This window comes from Larkinella arboricola, from assembly GCF_003259745.1.
In the GTDB taxonomy this organism is placed as follows: domain Bacteria; phylum Bacteroidota; class Bacteroidia; order Cytophagales; family Spirosomataceae; genus Larkinella; species Larkinella arboricola.
This window is the reverse complement of the sequence record NZ_QLMC01000004.1, coordinates 580,460-599,584: the sequence shown is the minus strand read 5'-3', so window position 1 is coordinate 599,584 and position 19,125 is coordinate 580,460. Positions and strand designations below refer to the sequence as shown.

At 51.8% G+C, this 19,125-nt stretch carries 11 protein-coding genes; 4 read left to right on the top strand and 7 right to left on the bottom strand.

Going from position 1 to position 19,125, the window contains the following annotated elements; all coding sequences use genetic code 11:
* Positions 1–55: 55 nt before the first annotated feature.
* Together LX87_RS18140 and LX87_RS18135 are read right to left on the bottom strand one after the other, a co-directional pair.
* Entirely contained in the window at positions 56–1,654 is a 1,599-nt protein-coding gene (locus tag LX87_RS18140) for a SusD/RagB family nutrient-binding outer membrane lipoprotein (protein ID WP_111629671.1), read from the bottom strand.
* A 7-nt stretch (positions 1,655–1,661) separates the two neighbouring features.
* A complete protein-coding gene (locus LX87_RS18135) occupies positions 1,662–4,763 on the bottom strand; it encodes a SusC/RagA family TonB-linked outer membrane protein (protein WP_111629891.1) in 3,102 nt (1,033 codons plus the stop codon).
* Positions 4,764–5,315: 552 nt separating this feature from the next.
* Here LX87_RS18135 and LX87_RS18130 point away from each other — a divergent pair.
* On the top strand, positions 5,316–6,884 hold the full coding sequence (locus LX87_RS18130) for an FG-GAP repeat domain-containing protein (RefSeq protein ID WP_111629670.1): 1,569 nt from the start codon (positions 5,316–5,318) through the stop codon (positions 6,882–6,884).
* 87 nt (positions 6,885–6,971) lie between these two features.
* Here the strand turns inward: LX87_RS18130 and LX87_RS18125 are convergent, their stop codons facing one another.
* The 4 genes from LX87_RS18125 to LX87_RS18110 form a co-directional block, all read right to left on the bottom strand.
* Positions 6,972–8,570 carry a SusD/RagB family nutrient-binding outer membrane lipoprotein gene (locus tag LX87_RS18125; RefSeq protein WP_229310715.1) on the bottom strand — a complete coding sequence of 533 codons (1,599 nt, stop codon included), beginning with the start codon at positions 8,568–8,570 and terminating at the stop codon, positions 6,972–6,974.
* 20 nt (positions 8,571–8,590) lie between these two features.
* Positions 8,591–11,914, bottom strand: a complete 3,324-nt coding sequence (locus LX87_RS18120; protein WP_111629668.1) for a SusC/RagA family TonB-linked outer membrane protein — start codon at positions 11,912–11,914, stop codon at positions 8,591–8,593.
* Between the two features lie 337 nt (positions 11,915–12,251).
* Positions 12,252–13,025 carry an SDR family NAD(P)-dependent oxidoreductase gene (locus LX87_RS18115; protein ID WP_111629667.1) on the bottom strand — a complete coding sequence of 258 codons (774 nt, stop codon included), beginning with the start codon at positions 13,023–13,025 and terminating at the stop codon, positions 12,252–12,254.
* Between the two features lie 110 nt (positions 13,026–13,135).
* Positions 13,136–14,803, bottom strand: a complete 1,668-nt coding sequence (locus tag LX87_RS18110; RefSeq protein WP_111629666.1) for a UxaA family hydrolase — start codon at positions 14,801–14,803, stop codon at positions 13,136–13,138.
* A 124-nt stretch (positions 14,804–14,927) separates the two neighbouring features.
* Here LX87_RS18110 and ade point away from each other — a divergent pair, with 124 nt between their 5' ends.
* The 3 genes from ade (at position 14,928) to LX87_RS18095 (ending at position 18,694) form a co-directional block, all read left to right on the top strand.
* On the top strand, positions 14,928–16,571 hold the full coding sequence (gene ade, locus LX87_RS18105) for an adenine deaminase (protein WP_111629665.1): 1,644 nt from the start codon (positions 14,928–14,930) through the stop codon (positions 16,569–16,571).
* 159 nt (positions 16,572–16,730) lie between these two features.
* Positions 16,731–17,321 carry an RNA polymerase sigma factor gene (locus LX87_RS18100; protein ID WP_111629664.1) on the top strand — a complete coding sequence of 197 codons (591 nt, stop codon included), beginning with the start codon at positions 16,731–16,733 and terminating at the stop codon, positions 17,319–17,321.
* A 101-nt stretch (positions 17,322–17,422) separates the two neighbouring features.
* Complete coding sequence (locus LX87_RS18095) at positions 17,423–18,694, top strand: replication-associated recombination protein A (protein WP_111629663.1); 1,272 nt, start codon at positions 17,423–17,425, stop codon at positions 18,692–18,694.
* Here LX87_RS18095 and LX87_RS18090 read toward each other — a convergent pair.
* The gene (locus LX87_RS18090) at positions 18,688–19,083 is read right to left on the bottom strand and encodes a hypothetical protein (RefSeq protein WP_146624501.1); all 396 of its coding nucleotides are present in this window, start codon (positions 19,081–19,083) and stop codon (positions 18,688–18,690) included. The genes LX87_RS18095 and LX87_RS18090 overlap by 7 nt on opposite strands.
* Positions 19,084–19,125 lie beyond the last annotated feature (42 nt).

The window sequence follows — 19,125 nt, the reverse complement described above, 5'->3', positions numbered from 1 at the left end:
CGCAAAAAGCCGAAGGTCCCGTTACAAGACCTCCGGCTTTTGCACAGTTTAACGGTTATTTATCCCACCAAACACGGGATACCCAGTTATCACCAGAACCAAGTCTTGCGGCTGCTGACTGGTAATTAGCCGTATTCAGCGTTGCTTCCGTCGTTGGATACGGTTGCCGGCGCGGAATTTGACCACCGGAGAAGTTACCCGTGTAGTTTACCGGCGTAAGTGCCGGATAGCCAGAACGTTTCCAGTTGTTCCATGCCTCGCTGTTGTTCATCAGCAAACCATTGGTGGCCCAGTACTGCTCGTTGATCTGCTTCAGGGCATTGGCCGCTACCAGCGGATGAGCATCGGCGTACGTAGTGGCCGTTGCCGCGTCAATGGCAGCTGCCGTGCCCCATCTTGCCAACGCTAAAATACCCCCAACAACCCCATTCTTATAGTGTTGAGCCGCCGTACCCGTGACGTTGAAACCGCGCGTGGCCGCTTCGGCCAGCAATAATTCGGTTTCGGCGTAGGTCAGGACAAAAATTGGAGCGTTCCGGTTGCGGTAAATCATGGTTGGGCGTGAGTATTTGCCGATGGAAGTCACCTCCGCTCCCGTACCCGTAGGGCCAGGATAACCAGCCGATCTGCTGATGTCGGTGGCTCCGCCGTTCAGATCATATCCATTCGGTAAACCAACCTGCACACTCGGATCGGTATTGCCGCCAGTGGCCATATCCTGATTCGCCGTCAGACCAGCAGGCGGCACTTCGGCTACTTTGCTCAAGCGAGGGTCGTTATTGGCTTTCAGGTAGTCAATCATGGTTTTGCTCCAGCGAACCTGATACACGTCAGCCAGCGTCGCCAGGGCCGCAGCGTTTGCGTTTCCGTAGCTGTTTGCGTTATCGGCCATGATGTAGGCATCATCATCGACACCACTGAAAACACCGCCAGCAGCCGCTTTTTCGGCGTACGTCTTCGCCGTTGCCGCGTCAACTTTTACCAAACGCATCGCCAGCTTCAGCATAAGCGAGTAGCCAAACTTTTTCCACTTCGCCACATCACCCTTGTAAGTAAACGCATCATTGGTGGGCAGGGCAGCCGCCGGGTTCAGGGCCGCCGTAGCGGTTTCAAGCCGGCTCAGGAGCGACTTGTAGATGCTCTCCTGCGTGTCATAAACCGGCAGGCTCGTACCCGCTTTCCCTTGTAATGCCTGGGAGTAGGGGATATCGCCGTAGGTATCGCTGATGGTTGCAATACACATTGCCTGCATGATAATCGCAATGCTGTTCAGGTTGACCCGGGCGGCATCTTTCGTCAGCTGCTCCATCTCGTACGCGAAGCTGGCCGCCCTATAGCCCTCGTTCCAGGTGCTTGCCAGGTACGAGTTGGTATTGCTCGAGATCACATACTTATCACCGTTGGAGTAGTAGTTAGCTGCGCCAGAGGTTGTAGAGGCCAGCACCTGTGCCCACATGCTCTGGAACAGAATGGGGCCATTGTAACCGGCAGTGGCATTCACGTAACTCCACTGGGCGCTGGGCAATAACAGGTTCGGGTCAAATGTAGCGCCCGATGCTTTGGTGGGGTCGGTATTGAGTTCGTCGAAATTATCTGTACACGAGAATTGCAATGCTCCGATGAGGAAGACTATTGCGATGAGTCTCTTCTTCATTGTTCTTTTATTTAAAGCGAATGTTCAGGTTAACACCGTAGTTACGGGTGGCTGGCAAATTGGCCCCTTCAATACCGGAGTAGGTCAGGTTAGAGCCAAACGAAGCCTCCGGATCGATGTTGGTGGTCTTCTTCATGATGTAAAACAAATTCCGGGCAACGAGCGAAACGTTTACCGTACGGATCAACGGCAACTTTTCCAGCAGACGGCCCGGCAAATTGTACCCGAAGGTTACCTGACGCATTTTAATGAAATCGCCATCAACTACGCTGATCTTGGTCACATTGTTGGCCAGTGCCGTATAATAATCCTGCGCCGTAGCCGTAACGGTATTGGCGGCTCCGCCTTCCACAACGCCTACTTTAACTCCTCCTTCGCGACCTACCAGGGTTTCTTTGTGCAATCCCCGGCGATAGGCATAGTTTTCCGTGGCGGAAAGAATTTTGTTGCCGTAGTTATAGTCAACCAGGAACGACAGGTTGAACCCTTTGAACGAGAAATCGTTGTTCAGACCACCGTACAAAGTAGGCAGTACCGTTCCCATATTAATCAGGTCGCCCCGAATCGGCAGCCCCGATGCATCGACCATAATTTGTCCATTTGGTGCATACTTGTAATCGTAGGCCCGAATCTGCGGCCCGGACTGACCAACAACAAACGCGGTAATGGCGTTACCCAGTGTGGCCCGGTTTGAACCGAGGGTGATTGGGTTATTGTTCGCGTCGGTTTGTAGAACTTTGTTACGCACCGAGGTCAGGTTAAGCGAGACATTCCAGTTCAGGTCCGCTTTCCGAATCGGCGTACCCGTTATCTGCAATTCAACCCCTCTGTTCTGAACTGAACCGGTTCCGACCACACCACTGGCGTAACCCGTTGCCCAGCTATAGTTGGCGGGCATGATTTCATTCTGGGTTTTCTGGGTGTAGTAGGCCACATCGAAGCCCAGGCGGCTACCGAAGAAGCGCAATTCCAGACCAAGCTCAATTTCTGATTTGGTAAACGGTTTCAGGAACAGGTTGGGCAGTCGGTCGCTAAAGTTACCCGTCGCTACGCCATTGAGTGCGTTACCAACGCTATAGTAGACACTGGTTCCGTAAGCCGTAGTGGGTTCACCACTGGTTCTGGCGTAAGCGGCCCGGATTTTACCAAAACTCAGGTTCGGCACTTGCACCAGATCCGAGAACACGAACGCACCCGTTACCGACGGCGTAAAAATACTCCGGTTGGCGCTGGGCAGCGTTGAATACGTATCATACCGGCCCGTTGTGCTCAGCGTCAGGAAGGATTTGTACGCCAAATCAACACTGTAATAAGCCGATTGTACTTCCGTATTGGCTACCTCGTAGTTGCGGTTGTAGTTCACAACGTTGTTCCAGCTATACAGATAAGGCAGTACGAAAGGACCACCATTCAGCCCTATTTTTTCGTAATTGTTTTTCCGGATGTTACCACCCAGCAACGCATTGAGCGAGAGGTCAGTCGTAATATTCCGGTTGATGCCAATTAAAGCATCCATGTTGAGTTCGGTACGCTGGGCATTGGAGAGTTCCTGTAGACTTCCCCGCGCGTTTTGCGTGTAGGCCGCTCCCCAGGGTTCGGCTCTAAGGACGCGGTCGTTCGCGTTGTCATAGCCAACGCGGGCCTGTGCGTAGATCCAGTCGGCGAACTGATACTTGGATGAAACCATGGAAATCAGTCGTTTGCGGCTCACGTTGTTTACGAACTGATTAACCACAAAATAAGGGTTCGTTACGTACTCGTCGTCGCTGAAAACAATTTCCCGACCGGTTGTCGTGTTGTAACCGGGTGCCAGAATCCGCTGGTCAATATTGGTTGCCAGCATCAGACCATTGTTGGCGTTCATGGGCCCATCGCTCAAAATGGGCTTGTTTTTAACCTGTTCGTCGATGTAGTTAGCCAAGACGCTAAAGCTCAGCTTGGAAGTAATGTTCTGATCGGCCGTCAGGTTGATGGTTTTCCGGGTCAGGCCCGTGTTTTCGATGATGCCTTTATTGGCCAGATTCGACAAGGACAGCCGGAAAGAGCCGTTATCTCCTCCACGCGTTACCGAAACGGTATTGGTGAAGTTCGACCCCATTTTATAGAAATTTTTGATGTTGTTCCGCTGCGCCGAGTAGGGATACTGCTTGCCATCAAACTGAATGACATTGGTTCCGTCCAGCTTCGCCCCCCAGCTCATCCGGCCGGTCTGCTGCGCTATCGCCTGCGTAGCGGGTTTAACCCCACCGAGGCCCTGACCGTATTCATACTGAAAATCCGTGAAATTAACCGGCTGATCAGTCGTCAGGTTCATGTTATAATCAACCGCGAAATCGCCTTTTTTCCCTTTTTTGGTGGTAACCAGAATGACACCATTCGATGCCCGAGCACCCCACAGAGCCGATGCAGACTGACCTTTTAATACCGTCATGGTTTCGATGTCATCCGGGTTCAGGTTTCCCAATCCATCGCCACCATCGGCACCACCCCACTCCCCGGCGCTTCCCCGCTGGGTATTGTCCATCGGTACGCCATTGATCACAATCAGTGGTGATCCGCCCGAGTTCATGCTGGGCATACCGCGCATCAGAATTTTAGCCGTACCACCCGGACCGCTGCTCGTTCCTTTTACGTTCAGACCGGCCACCCGACCAGCCAGCGAGTTACCGATGTTTGTTTCACGGGCCCGCGTCAGCGCGGTTCCGTCAACGGTTGTGACAGCATAACCTAAGGTCCGGGCTTCTTTCGATACGCCCAATGCGGTCACAACAACCTCGTTCAGATTGACATCACCCGGGTTTAATTTTACGTTTATAACGGATTGAGTGCCAACTACTATTTCCTGAGCGGTATAACCGATATAAGAGAATACCAGAACGGCATTGTCATCCGGTACGGCAATCCGATAGCGGCCACTGCCGTCGGTATTCGTACCTCGGCTGGTTCCCTTGATGGTAACCGTAGCACCCGCCAGTTCATTGCCTTTCTCGTCGGTGATGGTTCCGGTGATATCTTTATCGATAGCAAAACAGGGCAAAGCAGCACAGACGATCCAAGCTCCCAGGAAAAGCAATACCCTGGGCATGGCTTTGAGTAACTTTTGTTTCATAAACTTCATTATTAGATTAGGACTGTTTTTTAGGTATACGATTAAAAAGTGAACTAGGGGTAAGCGGATGCAAATTAAATTCTTCCAACACGGCTGTCCAAAGAAGGCTTCTTCAATATTGGCTACACTTTAAGAAATTACTGCATTTCGCAGAAAACTGCAAAGAACATTCTCCGCAGGCTAAAAGGCACGCAAATATATTTTTTTATTAAAAAATTTAATATCTATGTCCCTAATTTTAAATAAATGTTAAATTAAACGGTACTACCTAGAGCTATATTTGTCTTTGACAGCTCTGTCTGTTCATCCAACTTCTGCCTCCCGGCAAGATTGTCGTCAGCGCAGGGTAACTCTTAGAGATGTCCCGTTCATAATGGGGAATCGGGGCGGTCTCCCATCCCAACATCCTGGGTGAGTCCGTAGCAATTTCCCAGGCAGGCAACCGAAATCGGGCGAATGACTTCAAAAGTCCGTATCTTTAACTAGCCTGGAGCACCTGAGTCTTCATGGAGACCCTCGGCTTTTTCATTGTTTATAGTAATCAACCTTCTAATGCCATTACTGAAAACCGGCCTGATTATCGGTCTCTTCTTCTGGATCGCTTCTTTTTGCTTCGTTGAACGAAATCCTCCACTTCCTGAAAGAGAAATTACCAACACGTCAACCGATTCAGACCGGCAACTGGCCCAACGGTATTGCGGAACCTGCCACCTGTTTCCGGAACCGGAACTTCTGGATAAAAAGACGTGGGTAACGGGGGTACTCCCCAACATGGCCATGCGGCTCGGGCTGCGATTGCCCGGACAGGACACGCTGAAACCGCTTCCGCCGGAGGAAGAAAAAGCCGTGAGTGAACTCCACGTTTACCCAGAAACCGCCCTGCTTTCAATGGATGAATGGAACAGGATCGTGGCTTATTACGAAAGTCAGGCGCCCGCCGAACCGCTGCCACAAAAACCGACTCCTCCCGTTTCCAATCAGCTCCCGTTGTTTAAAGCGAAAGAAGTGACACTGGGCGATAAACCCGTCCCGCAAACCACCCTGTTAAAGTATGACCAAAACACCGCCCAGCTCTACGTGGGTGATGCCCAGAACGCCCTGTATGTGCTCGACGGCCGGTTGCAACCGGGCGAAGCCGTACTAAAAGATACTTGGTGGATTGATACGCCCCCCACCGATATTGACTTTCCTAAGAATGCGCCCCCCCGGCTGCTCACCATCGGAATGTTCAGTCCATCGGATCAAAAACTGGGTCGGCTGATGACGCTGGAAAGGGCCTCGAAACCCGGCTCTGCGGTTGTTAACATCCGGGAGTTGCCCCGTCCGGTGCAGTTTGCATCCGGCGACCTGAATGGCGACGGCAAGGACGATGCGGTGGTTTGCGGATTCGGCAATAATGCGGGAAAATTATTCTGGCTCGACGGTTTTGATCCGGCCAAAGAGCACATTTTAAAGGCGCTTCCCGGTGCCCGAAAAGTCCAGATTGCGGATTTCAATGGTGACAAAAAGCCGGATATCATGGTTCTGATGGCTCAGGCGCGGGAGGAAGTTGCCATTTTTTATAACCTGGGGAATGGGCGGTTTAAGGAAAAAACCGTTCTGCGCTTTTCTCCGGTTTTTGGCTCCAGTTACTTTGAACTGGCCGATTTCAACAAGGACGGTTTTGACGATATTCTGCTCGTCAATGGTGATAACTGGGACTATTCGTCTACGGACAAAAATTACCACGGCGTTCGCATTTACCTGAACGACCGGAAAGACAACTTCAAAGAAGCCTGGTTTTATCCTTTATATGGGGCCAGCAAAGCCGTAGCCCGGGATTTTGACCAGGACGGTGATCTGGACATTGCCGCTACCTCCTTTTATTCAAATCTGGCCCAGCCGGAGCAGGGATTTGTCTATTTGTCCAATGAAGGCAAACTAGCCTTTAAACCGTTCACGACGCCGGAAGGTGCGGACGGAAAATGGCTAACGATGGAAGCAGCCGACTTTGACGGGGACGGCGATGTGGATATTGCATTGGGCTCCTATTTTCACACCGTTGGCGAAATGACTCAACTCCTTTTTAAAGGAATTACCTCGTTCCCTCAACTGCTGGTGCTGGAAAATCAGCGAAAGTAAAAGCCACTCATCATAGAAAAAGGCAGCCCATTGGGCTGCCTTTTTCTATGTAATCAAACAGGTGATTCTTGTTATCGAGACCCCGACTTATTTCACGTCCCAGAAAACCCTGGTTTTCAGGTTGTCCGAGGCCCGTACAGCGGCATAATTGGCGGCATTATACGTAATCTCGTTACCGGGGATTGTCCATCTCGACGGCGGCAGCGTTTGAGCATTGGCATTGTCTGTCTGGAAATTCAACACCGGCATATCCAGCCGACGGATATCGGCCCAGTTTTCGTAGGGCTGAACCACATTATAATGCAGCCATTTCTGCGTAGCGATCAGGCTCAGTTTCTGGGCTGGCGTTGTCGCCTTGCTCCAGTTTACGCCCTCACCCGCAATGTAAGCCGCGACAGAAGCCGGAGTAGCCGGAGTAGGGATAACTGATCCCGTAATGCCCCGCGCATTGGTAATCGACAGAATGTTATTGTAGAACTCCACCGATTGTGTAATGGCCGTTTCGTAGGCGGTTTTGGCGGCCGCATCGTTTCCGGACCGCAGGTAATGTTCCGCTTTGATCAGGTTCATTTGCGGAGCGTTAATCAGAACGCCCGGGAAAAACTCATTGTGGCTCAACGTATAGCGATTATAAATGGCCACCTGTCCGGCATTGAACTGAGCCGTTTGAACGGCTTCGGTTGCCATCGGATCGATACCGTTATACTTGCCGGCGGCATTGGCACCAGGTTCAAACAGAATCGGCAAGCGTGGATCTTTATTGGCATTCATGTGATCGATCATCGCCTTACCCGCCGTATTGCCGTACCAGCCGTCTGATGCCAAACCTTCCCGGAACCCTTTCGAGTTAATATCCGTGTTGATGTCATACACATTCACCTGGATATTCTGGGCGTTGGTTTCAACAATCGGATAGGTAGCTGCGTTGCCCAAAATCTCGGCCATTTCGGTATTGACCCGGGCCTTAAAACTTTGCACATCCGAAACGCGGTTCAAAAGGCGCAGCCGCAGGGAGTTAGCATACCGTTTCCAGGCCATGATATCGCCTTTATTCAGGAAATCCTGGGTCTGGAACGCTTTCTGATAACCGGCATTTAGGGTAATGCTGTTCAATTCGGTCGCAATCCGCTTGAGGTCATCCAGCATGAAGGTATAGATTTCTTCGGCGGTATCGAACTTTGCTACCGATCCAGCATAATCTCCTCCATTAGTGCTTAGCATTCCGGCCTGACTGAACGGAATAGATCCGTGCACATCCACGATCCGCTGGGTGTGGTCGTATACATAAATCGGTGCGGCCAGCATGAAAATTTTTAGACCCGCCTGTTGTTCCGCCGGTTTAGAGGCATACACTTTTTGCAGTTCCCGATACTGAGCCATCATATTGTAATAGCCGTACCATACGTTCTCGACCCCGGCCGAACCCGGAACATACCGACCCGACTGACTCAGCGTACCCGTAGCCTGCGTATAAGGGTTCAGGGACGTCCGTAGGGTGGTAAAATAGTGGGTGTATCCCGGAAGTACATACTCCCGGTTTGAATATAACACTCCGGTAAACTGCTTTTCAACAGTGGTTTCCGAAATCTTGGACGGGTTGGGATATGATGTAGCAAACTCTGACTCCTGACAGGAGACGTTTACCAGCAGCATCCCCGCTAATACGAGAGTTGATATATTTTTCATTTTCAGGATTGAAGCTATAATTAGAAACTAGCGCGCAGCATCACACCCATCGTGCGGAAAGACGGGTTGTTTCCGGCGTTGTTGACGTTATCGTACCACCGCGTACTTGAGTTGGTCTGCTCGGCATCCAGATCTTTGATGGTCCGGTAGAAGAAGAACAGGTTCCGTCCGAATACCGACAACGTCAGGTTCTGCGTTCCGATCCGCCGGGTAATGTTAGCCGGAATCCGGTATCCCAGGGAGATTTCACGCATTTTGATATAGGTGTTCTCCTTCACGAACAACTCGTACCGGGCGTTACCGTACTGCGGGCCACCCCAGTTGTAGGTAGCATTATAGTAGGTGGCCTGCGAAACGACGTTCGTGTTGGGTTCGCCATTCGCCAGCACGCCTTCCATCAGCATCCCGTCGTGGTATACCACTTCGCCATTCGGACCAGCAGCCGCTGACGTTTGAATGCCATTTCCGCTGGCATCTTTATAGTAGCTCAACCCGCCGTGTTCGGCATCCATCGCCGTCAGGCTCTCCTCGGTCAGACCGCGTGAGGTCATCCAGTTAATACCGGTCGGCATAATGTGTCCGCCAAACCGGAAGTCAGCCACCAGGTCCAGGTTAAAGCCTTTATAGCTAAAGCTGTTGATAAAACCACCGGTCAGTTTCGGCATGGCGTTTCCGGCTTTAATCCAGTTTGCACCATCCAGTTGATATAGACCATTCGGGCCAACCACGTTCCGTCCGTTGGCATCTTTCAGAATACCGTGAACATAAATATCACCCAGAGGCTGCCCTACGACCGACCGCAATTGAGCCGCGTTTCCGTCATAATCTGCGTGGAGCAATTCCGTGGAGTTGTTGGCCAGCTTTTCTACTTTATTGCTGTTTCGAGCCAGGTTCAGTGTAATATCCCAGTTCAAATCGTTAAGACCCGTTCCGGCGATTGGTGTTGCGTTCAGGGCCAGTTCAACCCCCTGGTTCCGCAGCGTACCGATGTTCGTCAGTACGGTTCTGGCACCTGAGCTAGCTGCAATGGTCAACGGCAGAATCTGGTCAACGATTTGCGCGTTGTAATACGAGAGGTCAAACCCTATCCGGTTTTTGAAGAACCGGCCTTCCAGCCCAAGCTCAAATTCGCGTTTTTGTTCCGGACGGATTTTATCGTTCCCGAAGTCGGTGCCGATGTTTGTATACAGAACCGAGCTACCGCCGGTTTGCTGGATGTTCAGGTTACCCTGCGTGTAGGCGTTGTTGGCTAAGTAAATACCGGGGTAGTTACCCACGATACCCCAGGAAGCCCGCAGCTTTCCATAGCTCACGGCTTTGGGCAGCGTAAACAGATCGCTCAGTACCAGACCGGTATTGACCGAAGGATACACAAATGCATTGTTCCCCGTGATGAGCGTCGAGGTGCGGTCCCGGCGGATGGTTCCTTCTACAAAGAAGAAATTCTTATAATCGAAATTCAACGAACCGAAAAAGGCATCACGAACCCAACGTTCGCGGAAGTTGGTTCCGCCCGCCGTGTTCACCGTCGCCGAAATATCAAAGAAGTTCTCCGTGCTCAGACCGCCGTTGGTTGAACGGCCCATCAGGGTGTTCAGCATGCGGTTTGCGGTATATCCACCCGATGCTGTCAGCGTAATATCTTCCTTCAGCTTCTGCGTATAAGTCAGCAAAAGGTCGGTATAGGTGTTATTGTACAGGTTGTTGTTCATGCCAAACTCCCCGGAATACCCGAAGGCCAGCGGAATGGTATTGGGCTTTTTGTCTTCAATGCGCTCGGCAGTAAAGTCCGTACCGACCCGGCCCCGGAACCGCAGATTGTCCAGAATCTCCCAGCTCTGCGTAATGCTTGCAATGACCCGGTTGCTATATTCATCATAGGTGTTCTTCCGGGTATTCCACACATAATCACCAATATCCGATTTGAAACCGTTCCGGATGATGTTTTCGTTCGGGGTCAGACTCTGGTTCGTTCCCGTTACAAACTTGTAGCCCAGGCTAGTCTGGTAGGTGTTAAAATACCAGTCGGCCGACTCAAAGCGGTTCATCATCCCCGTAAAGTTGTTGATCATACGGTCCACTTTAAACGGGCGGTTGTGCGTATGCTGGTTGATGAAGTTAACCACCAGATCCGTTTTCAGCTTCTTATGCGGATTGAAGCTGGTGTTCAGACTCATGATGTTCTTGCTGTTCTTGGCATTGTAGCTGATCATCCCGTTGTCCTGACGCGTATACGAAAACCGCAGGTTCGAGTTTTCCGATGATTTCGAAATAGCCAGGTTGATGTTGGCACTGCTGGCGTTCTCGAACAGATCGGCGTAGCTGTTACCCGATGGCGAGTATGGCCGAATTACACCATCAAAACCCATCACCGGCTGGCCGTCGAATTTCGGACCAAAGTTAACCGTGGCATTCAGCAAACCGCGCGTATCGCCCTTGCCGTCGCCGTCCGTATCGTAGTAGATGAAACCGTTGGCATCCTGACCGCCGTCTGAATAATTACGCATGTAACCCGGTCCACGAACGTTCTGATAGCGGGGCAAATAGGCAATTTTGTCAACGCTATAGCTTGCGCTGAAATCAACGCCCAGACCTTTGCGGCCTTTGCCGCTTTTGGTCGTTACCAGCACCACCCCGTTCACAGCTTCAGAACCGTACAGGGCAGCCGCTGAGGCACCTTTCAGAATGGAGATGTTTTCAATATCGGCGGGGTTCAGGTCGAGCAGACCGTTTCCGCGGATGCGCTGGTCACCCCAGTAGTCGTTGTTGCGAGCCTCGCCGTTCCGGATGGGGATACCGTCCATAACGATCAGCGGCTGCGTATTTCCAGTGATGGAGCTAAATCCCCGGATGTTGATGCTCACCGCACTGGTGGCACCACCCGGCGTTGCGTTAATCACTACCCCCGGTGCTTTTCCGTACAGGGCCGTTGCAAAGTTGGGAGAAGCGGCCTTCACGAGCGCGTCATTCTTGACCGTCACGGTGGCATAACCCAGCGAACGCTGCTCTTTGGCAATACCTAAAGCCGTAACCACGACTTCGCCGAGCATATTCTCATCTTCTTCCAGCGCAACATCCACAGCAGTGCGGTTAGCAATAGCTACCTCCTTCGTCTTGTAGCCAATGAAGGAGAAAACCAGTGTACCGTTTGATCCGGCGGAAACGCTGTATTTTCCATCGGCATCCGTTGTTGTCCCGGCGGTGGTGCCTTTTACCACAATGGATACCCCGGGCAAAGCCTGCCCGTCGTTGCCTGAAGTAACTCGTCCCGAAATCGTTTGCGCGAATGCGGGGGCAGTTATCATCGAAAACAGGATGATAAGCCTGAGTAAATCTTTAACCATACAAAATTACAGTGAAGTTGAATTTACATGAAATTTAACACAACATTAATAAATTTTTTTAAAATATAAACTTCTAAAATAAAATTAATTGTCAAATTATTTAGCTAACGTGAAAGAGATTTGCCTGGTACAAGGGTAATTTTTAAAATTATTTAGACTGTTGGAAATTGTAATGAGTAACAATGTGAAGCAGTTAAGACAGAATAACAGGTCAAGCGTGACCAATGATCAAAAAAACGGGCGCCCTGGATCATCAGGGCGCCCGTTGTAAAAATGATTTAGATAGAAAACGTCGTTGTTAACGATTTGGTAAAGTACTGTCCTTCCTGGCAGTCTATCAATTATTCAACCGAACAAAACCGCCGTCGATCGGATAGTCGCAACCCGTGATGAAACCGGCTTCGTCAGAACACAGATAGAGTGCCAGGCCCGCCACCTCGGTTGGTTTTGCCATCCGGCCAATGGGCTGGGTAGCGGCCAGTTTGGCAAACATTTCGGCTTCCTGACCGGGGTAATTCTTTGCCAGAAAACCATCGACAAACGGCGTATGCACCCGGGCGGGCGAAATGCAGTTGCAGCGGATGTTATGCTTCAGATAATCTTTCGCCACCGACAAGGTCATCGACACCACGGCTCCTTTGGTCATCGAATAGGCAAACCGATCCGGAATGCCGACCGTGGCTGCAATCGACGCCATGTTTAAAATGACGCCCCCCCCGGCCGCTTTCAGATGCGGTATGGTGGCATACAGGCAGTTGTAGGCGCCTTTTACATTCACCGTAAATACGCGGTCAAAATCCGCTTCGGCGGTGGTTTCCACGGTTCCGATGTGCGAAATACCGGCGTTGTTGATCAGAATATGGATTGGGCCACTCGCGGCAATCTGGTTAATCACCTCAACCACCTGCGCCTGATTCGATACATCGACAGCATGGGCCTGAGCCCGGCCACCGTTGGCATTGATCTCCCCGGCCACCTCCTGCGCCAGCCCGGCGTTCAATTCCAGAATATGCACCAGCGCACCGGCCTGCGCAAACGTCTGTGACATTGCCAGTCCAATTCCGCTGGCCCCACCCGTAATGATGGCAACTTTATCTTTTAAGCTGAACATGTTTTTGAATGAGCGATTGAGTGGATGAGTGAATAAGTGAATAGCTCCGCAGGAAGTATGTAGGTTGCGGAGCTATTCACTCAATCGCTCATTCAATCATTCACAATTAGTTAAAGTGAAACTCCCCGTTTCCAGGGGATGAAATCGTCCTGACCGAGTTGCTGGGCTTTGGTTTTGACGTCTCCACTGGCGAGCCGAATGACGTATTCAAGCATTTTTTCGGCGTTTTGCTCGATGGTTTCCTCTCCTTCGATAATCGGGCCGCAGTCGAAATCAATCACGTCGGGCATCCGTTTAGCGAGGGCGGTGTTGGTCGAGATTTTGGCCACGGGGCAAATCGGGTTACCCGTCGGCGTGCCCAAACCGGTGGTAAACAGAATAATGTTTGTGCCGGAACCGGCCATCCCCGTGGTGGCTTCCACGTCGTTACCGGGCGTACAGAGCAGGCTTAAACCAGGCGCGGTGGCCGGTTCGGTGTAGTTTAAAACGTCGGCAACGGGTGCAGTTCCGCCTTTTTTGGCTGCGCCCGCCGATTTGATGGCATCGGTAATCAACCCGTCACGGATGTTACCGGGTGACGGGTTCATGTCAAAACCGGAACCAACGGCTTCGGCCTTGGCCGAGTAATCCTGCATCAGACGAATGAATTTCAGGGCTTTTTCGTCCGACACCGCGCGGTTGACCAACTCCTGCTCTACCCCGTTCAGCTCCGGAAATTCGGCCAGCACGGTTTTAGCGCCCAGCGTCACCAGAATATCCGATAAGTGTCCAACAGCCGGGTTCGCCGAGAGGCCCGAAAAGCCGTCTGAACCACCGCATTTCAGCCCAACGGTGAGCTTGCTCAGGGGTGCAGGCTGCCGTTCCATTTTATCCGCTTCAATCAAACCCAGGAACGTTTCGCGGATGGCGTTGCTCAACATGGCAAATTCGGTGCCCTCCTGCTGCTCGAAAATCAGCATGGGTTTGTCGAATTTCGGATTGCGCTTCTTCACCTCATCAACCAGCATCGAAGTTTGGGTATGCTGGCAGCCCAGACTCAGAACCGTCACACCGACCACGTTGGGGTTATTGATGAAACCGGCAAACAGGCCGCAAAGCGCTTCCGAATCCTGCCGGGTGCCGCCACAGCCCATTTCGTGGGTCAGGAACTTAATACCGTCAATGTCTTTAAAGGGCCTCTTTACGGGCGTCTCATCCACAGTCCGCATAATCGACGGGTCAACAAACGGCTCCATTTTGTGAATCGTACTGACGTCGCCCGCTTTGTAGAGTTGCAGCAGTTCATGTACCTGCTGCCGGTATATTTCTGATTGTGCGTAGCCCAGTTCCCGCTCAAAAGCGTCTTTCAGGATCAGGATGTTACGGTTTTCGCAAAAGACCAGCGGCACTACCAGCCAGTAGTTAGCCGTTCCGACCATACCGTCAGCGCGGTGGTAGCCCATGAACGTCCGGTCGCGCCAGGCCGATACATCGGGCGCCTGCCAGTGGTAGGGCTGCTTTTTTTCAAGACCGTACTGCCCGGCGTCGTGCTTGAGGTTGAACGTCGTGATGGGTTCGCCCCGTTTGATGGGTTGCGTGGCTTTTCCGACCAGCACCCCGTACATAATCACCGAATCGCCGATTTGCAGGTCTTCGGTTACAAATTTATGTTTGACCCCAACACCAATGGGCAGGGCATACGTTTCTCCCTCAAAATCAATCTGTTCTCCGGGTTGAAAATTTTGCAGGGCAACAATAACGTTATCGGCGGGGTGTACTTTCAGGACTTTATGCTGCATAGTTATATAGAGTAGGAATAAAGGCGGGATTTTGGTCAATCGGGATCCCGGTGTAATTCAGGCACAAAAGTCTGTGAATTATCACTAATATTGAAAGAAAAAAAGCAAGATTCTTTACCTATTCATGCAAATTTCCGGCAATCTCCTTAACCTTTTCGACCGCACCATCCGTTTCAGCCAGTTGACCATCGAGCAGGGACGAATTCACCAGATTGACGAACTGGGTCCGGAGCGTCCGGGCGAACCGTATGTGCTCCCCGGCTTTGTTGATGCGCACGTTCATATTGAAAGCTCGCTGCTGACCCCCGCCCAGTTTGCCCGGCTGGCGGTGGAACACGGCACGGTGGCAACGGTATCGGATCCGCACGAAATCGGAAACGTACTCGGTGTCGACGGGGTGGAATACATGATTACCGATGGAAAACGCACGCCTTTTAAATTCTGCTTTGGCGCCCCTTCCTGCGTACCGGCAACGACCTTCGAAACCGCCGGGGCCACCATCGGGGTGCGGGACATCCGGCGGCTTTTGGGCCTGAAAGAAATTGGGTATCTGGCCGAAATGATGAATTTCCCGGGCGTGCTGAACCAGGACCCGGAGGTGATGGCTAAGATCATGCTGGCCAATGCGTTTAACAAACCCATTGACGGGCACGCACCCGGTCTGCGGGGCAACGACGCTCAGCGGTATATTGATGCCGGGATGAGCACCGACCACGAATGTTTTACCTACGATGAAGGGCTAGACAAAGCCCAGCGCGGCATGAACATCCTGATTCGGGAAGGCAGCGCGGCCAAAAACTTTGAAGCGCTGATTCCGCTGCTGGCCGAGTTTCCCGAAAAAATTATGTTCTGCTCCGACGACAAACACCCCGACAGCCTGATTGAAGGCCACATCAACCTGCTGGTCAAACGGGCGCTAGCGAAAGGGCACGATATTTTTAACGTCCTGCGGGCGGCCTGCATGAACCCCGTGCTGCATTACCGGCTGCCGGTGGGGCTGTTGCGGGAAGGTGACCCCGCTGACTTTATTCTGGTGCAGGATCTGAATGAATTCACCATTCTGAAAACCGTCATCAATGGGGCCGTTGTGGCCGAGAACGGTATTTCCTCCCTGCCAGACCTGCGCAGTGAACACGTTAACCAGTTTAACTGCCTGCCGAAAAAGCCGTCGGATTTTGATGTTTTGGCAGACAGTACAACCTCCGGCCAACTCCAGGTTATTGAAGCACTTGACGGGCAATTGATTACCAATAAGCTGCTCCTGCCGCCGATGACCCGCGAAAACCGGATTGTTGCCGATGTGACGCGTGACATTCTGAAAATAACCGTTGTTAACCGCTATCAGGATGCTGCACCCGCGCTGGCGTTTATCAAAAATTTCGGTTTACAAAAAGGCGCCATCGCTTCTTCCGTCGGGCATGATTCGCATAACATTGTTGCGGTTGGCTGCGACGATGAAAGCCTTTGTCGGGCTGTTAATCTGGTCGTTGAAGCCCGGGGTGGTTTGAGCGCCGTGGCCGGTCCGGATCATCACCTGTTGCTGCCCCTGCCCATCGCGGGTCTGATGACCGACGCCGACGGTTATACCGTAGCCAGACAGTATACCGCCATTGACCGCTTTGTAAAAGAACAATTGGGCAGCACGCTCACCTCGCCCTTCATGACACTTTCCTTTATGGCCCTGCTCGTGATCCCCTCGCTCAAACTCAGTGACAAAGGCTTGTTTGACGGGCAAACTTTCCAATTCACCTCCCTTTTGGCTCCCTGAGGACGGATTCCGTATGCACGCATACTAAAATAAAAATAATCCTATTAAACCAAGTTTTTGTAAAAAAATGCATTAACCTTTTTTATTAACAACATTTGTTAATAAGTTTACATTCCTTACTATGAGTGCCTAGTATAGACCCCATCCTAAACCATCATTATGCCTCGTTACCGCACCCCGTCCGGTATAGACGAAGAGCAACTCTGGGACCAGTTCCGGAGTGGCGATGAAGTAGCCTTCGCACGGCTTTACAAGGAATATGTGCAGGTGCTTTACCACTACTGCGCTCACTTTACTGCCGATCGTGCCTTAATCAAGGATTGTATTCACGACCTGTTTGTCGAATTGTGGAAACACCGGCAAACCATTGGCCAGACCACTTCCGTCCGGTTTTATCTGATGGCTTCCATCAAGCGCAAGCTGGTTCGCCATCTGAACGCCGAATTGAAGTTCAGCAGTCAGGACGATGTTGAAAACGACCGTGAGTGGCTCCCGGGCTGCGCTCCTTCCTACGAATCGACCCTGATTTCGTTTGAGGAAGACGATCACGTCAACTCCTGCGTAGCCAAGGCCATTGAAAAACTCCCCCGCCGTCAGCGCGAAGCCGTGTATCTGCGGTATTATCAGAATCTGAGCAACGAAGAGATTTCGTCGCTGATGAAGATCAATATCCAGTCGGTTTACAACCTGATTTTTGGCGCACTGACCAATCTCAAAAAATCTATTTCGCCGGAAAAAGTGGTGTTGTAATCCCTCGGTGGCTTTAACTATTGCAGGCCGTTTGAAGTTTACCCAGTCAGGTTGTCTACCTTTGCAGCCTGATTTGGTAACCTTCAAACGGCAAATTCTGCATGAACCCCATTACCACGCCCCTACCCGAACGGATGCGTCCGCGCACCCTCGACGATGTTATTGGCCAGAAAAAGCTGATTGGTCCCGGAAGCGCCCTGCGCCGGGCAGTCGAATCGAACCGCATACCGTCGATGATTTTATGGGGGCCGCCGGGCGTGGGCAAAACTACGCTGGCCCAACTGATTGCGGAAGCAACCAAACGGCCGTTTTATAGCCTGAGCGCCATCAGCTCCGGTGTTAAGGAAGTGCGCGACGTATTGAGCCGCCCCTCGGGTTTGTTTCCGCCCATCGTTTTCATCGACGAAATTCACCGCTTCAATAAAAACCAGCAGGACGCCTTGCTGGGAGCCGTTGAGAAAGGAACCATTACGCTCATTGGCGCCACCACCGAAAACCCATCGTTCGAAGTCAATTCGGCCCTTTTGTCACGTTGTCAGGTATACGTTCTGGAATCACTCGGGGTCGATGAACTGAAGCAACTGGTGGACAATGCGCTTCAGAAAGACAGTTACCTCAAAGAGAAAAAGATTACCATCCAGTCGTACGATGCGCTCATGCGGCTTTCGGGAGGTGACGGGCGTAAACTCCTGAATCTGCTGGAAATGGTGGTCATGTCCCGCCCGGATAACCAGGAAATGACCCTCGACGACGAACTGGTGACAAGCGTGGCCCAACAGCAGATTGCCCGCTACGACAAATCCGGCGAACAGCATTACGACATCATTTCGGCCTTTATCAAATCCCTGCGTGGCAGCGACCCCAACGCAGCCCTCTACTGGATGGCCCGGATGCTCGTAGCCGGTGAGGACCCCGTATTCATTGCCCGCCGGATGCTGATTCTGGCGTCGGAAGACATCGGCAACGCCAACCCCACGGCCATTATCATGGCTACCAACGCCATGCAGGCCGTCAAAGCCATCGGTTTTCCCGAATGCCGGATCGTGCTGTCACAAGTGGCGGTTTATCTGGCGACTTCGCCCAAAAGTAACGCGAGTTACGTGGCTATCAATGAAGCCATGGCCCTGGCCGAACGAACCGCCGATCAACCCGTACCGCTGCACCTACGCAACGCGCCAACCAAACTGATGAAGCAGATTGGTTACGGTCAGAATTACCAGTACGCCCACGATTACGAAGGCAATTTTACCCCCCAGGACTTTTTGCCCGACGCACTGAAAGGCACGAAATTATACGAACCCGGCCAGAATGCCCGCGAAAACGAAATCCGCAAACAATTGCAGCGGTGGTGGGGCGACTGGTACGGTTACTGATTGGTCGGTCGGCGAAAAAACAGGGGCTGCCGGTTGTTTTCCCGGTTGTACGTATGGATGGAGCGGAGCAGAACCACAATGAGAACCACGTCGAAGAGTTGCCAGGTTTGGGCCGTAAAAATTTCGCCAACGATCTTGGCGTTTACTTTAACAATGCCAAACAACGCCCAGAGCCATTTATAAAAATACCGGGGTGTTTCGCTCTGCCCCTCCCGCACAAAAAGCCCAAAAAAACACACGCATAATATGGCCCCCGATACCTGGTACACCATCAGGGGCCTCCTGGGCATGGCCGCAAAGAAGATCAGCGTTAAGCTCATGGCAAAGATAAGCCATTCGCCGACTGTCGGTTTTCGCAGAAATATTCCCCAAATACGTCTGTTCTTCATTCGCTTAGCGGGCAGGATACGCACCTGCTTTCCAATTCGAAT

What these genes read in the sequence shown, in the direction of transcription:
- LX87_RS18130 (WP_111629670.1), top strand. Translation starts at nt 5,316, where the DNA reads ATGCCATTACTGAAAACCGGCCTGATTATCGGTCTCTTCTTCTGGATC.
- LX87_RS18100 (WP_111629664.1), top strand. Translation starts at nt 16,731, where the DNA reads ATGCCTCGTTACCGCACCCCGTCCGGTATAGACGAAGAGCAACTCTGG.
- LX87_RS18140 (WP_111629671.1), bottom strand. Translation starts at nt 1,654, where the DNA reads ATGAAGAAGAGACTCATCGCAATAGTCTTCCTCATCGGAGCATTGCAA.
- LX87_RS18095 (WP_111629663.1), top strand. Translation starts at nt 17,423, where the DNA reads ATGAACCCCATTACCACGCCCCTACCCGAACGGATGCGTCCGCGCACC.
- ade (WP_111629665.1), top strand. Translation starts at nt 14,928, where the DNA reads ATGCAAATTTCCGGCAATCTCCTTAACCTTTTCGACCGCACCATCCGT.
- LX87_RS18110 (WP_111629666.1), bottom strand. Translation starts at nt 14,803, where the DNA reads ATGCAGCATAAAGTCCTGAAAGTACACCCCGCCGATAACGTTATTGTT.
- LX87_RS18135 (WP_111629891.1), bottom strand. Translation starts at nt 4,763, where the DNA reads ATGAAACAAAAGTTACTCAAAGCCATGCCCAGGGTATTGCTTTTCCTG.
- LX87_RS18120 (WP_111629668.1), bottom strand. Translation starts at nt 11,914, where the DNA reads ATGGTTAAAGATTTACTCAGGCTTATCATCCTGTTTTCGATGATAACT.
- LX87_RS18125 (WP_229310715.1), bottom strand. Translation starts at nt 8,570, where the DNA reads ATGAAAAATATATCAACTCTCGTATTAGCGGGGATGCTGCTGGTAAAC.
- LX87_RS18115 (WP_111629667.1), bottom strand. Translation starts at nt 13,025, where the DNA reads ATGTTCAGCTTAAAAGATAAAGTTGCCATCATTACGGGTGGGGCCAGC.
- LX87_RS18090 (WP_146624501.1), bottom strand. Translation starts at nt 19,083, where the DNA reads ATGAAGAACAGACGTATTTGGGGAATATTTCTGCGAAAACCGACAGTC.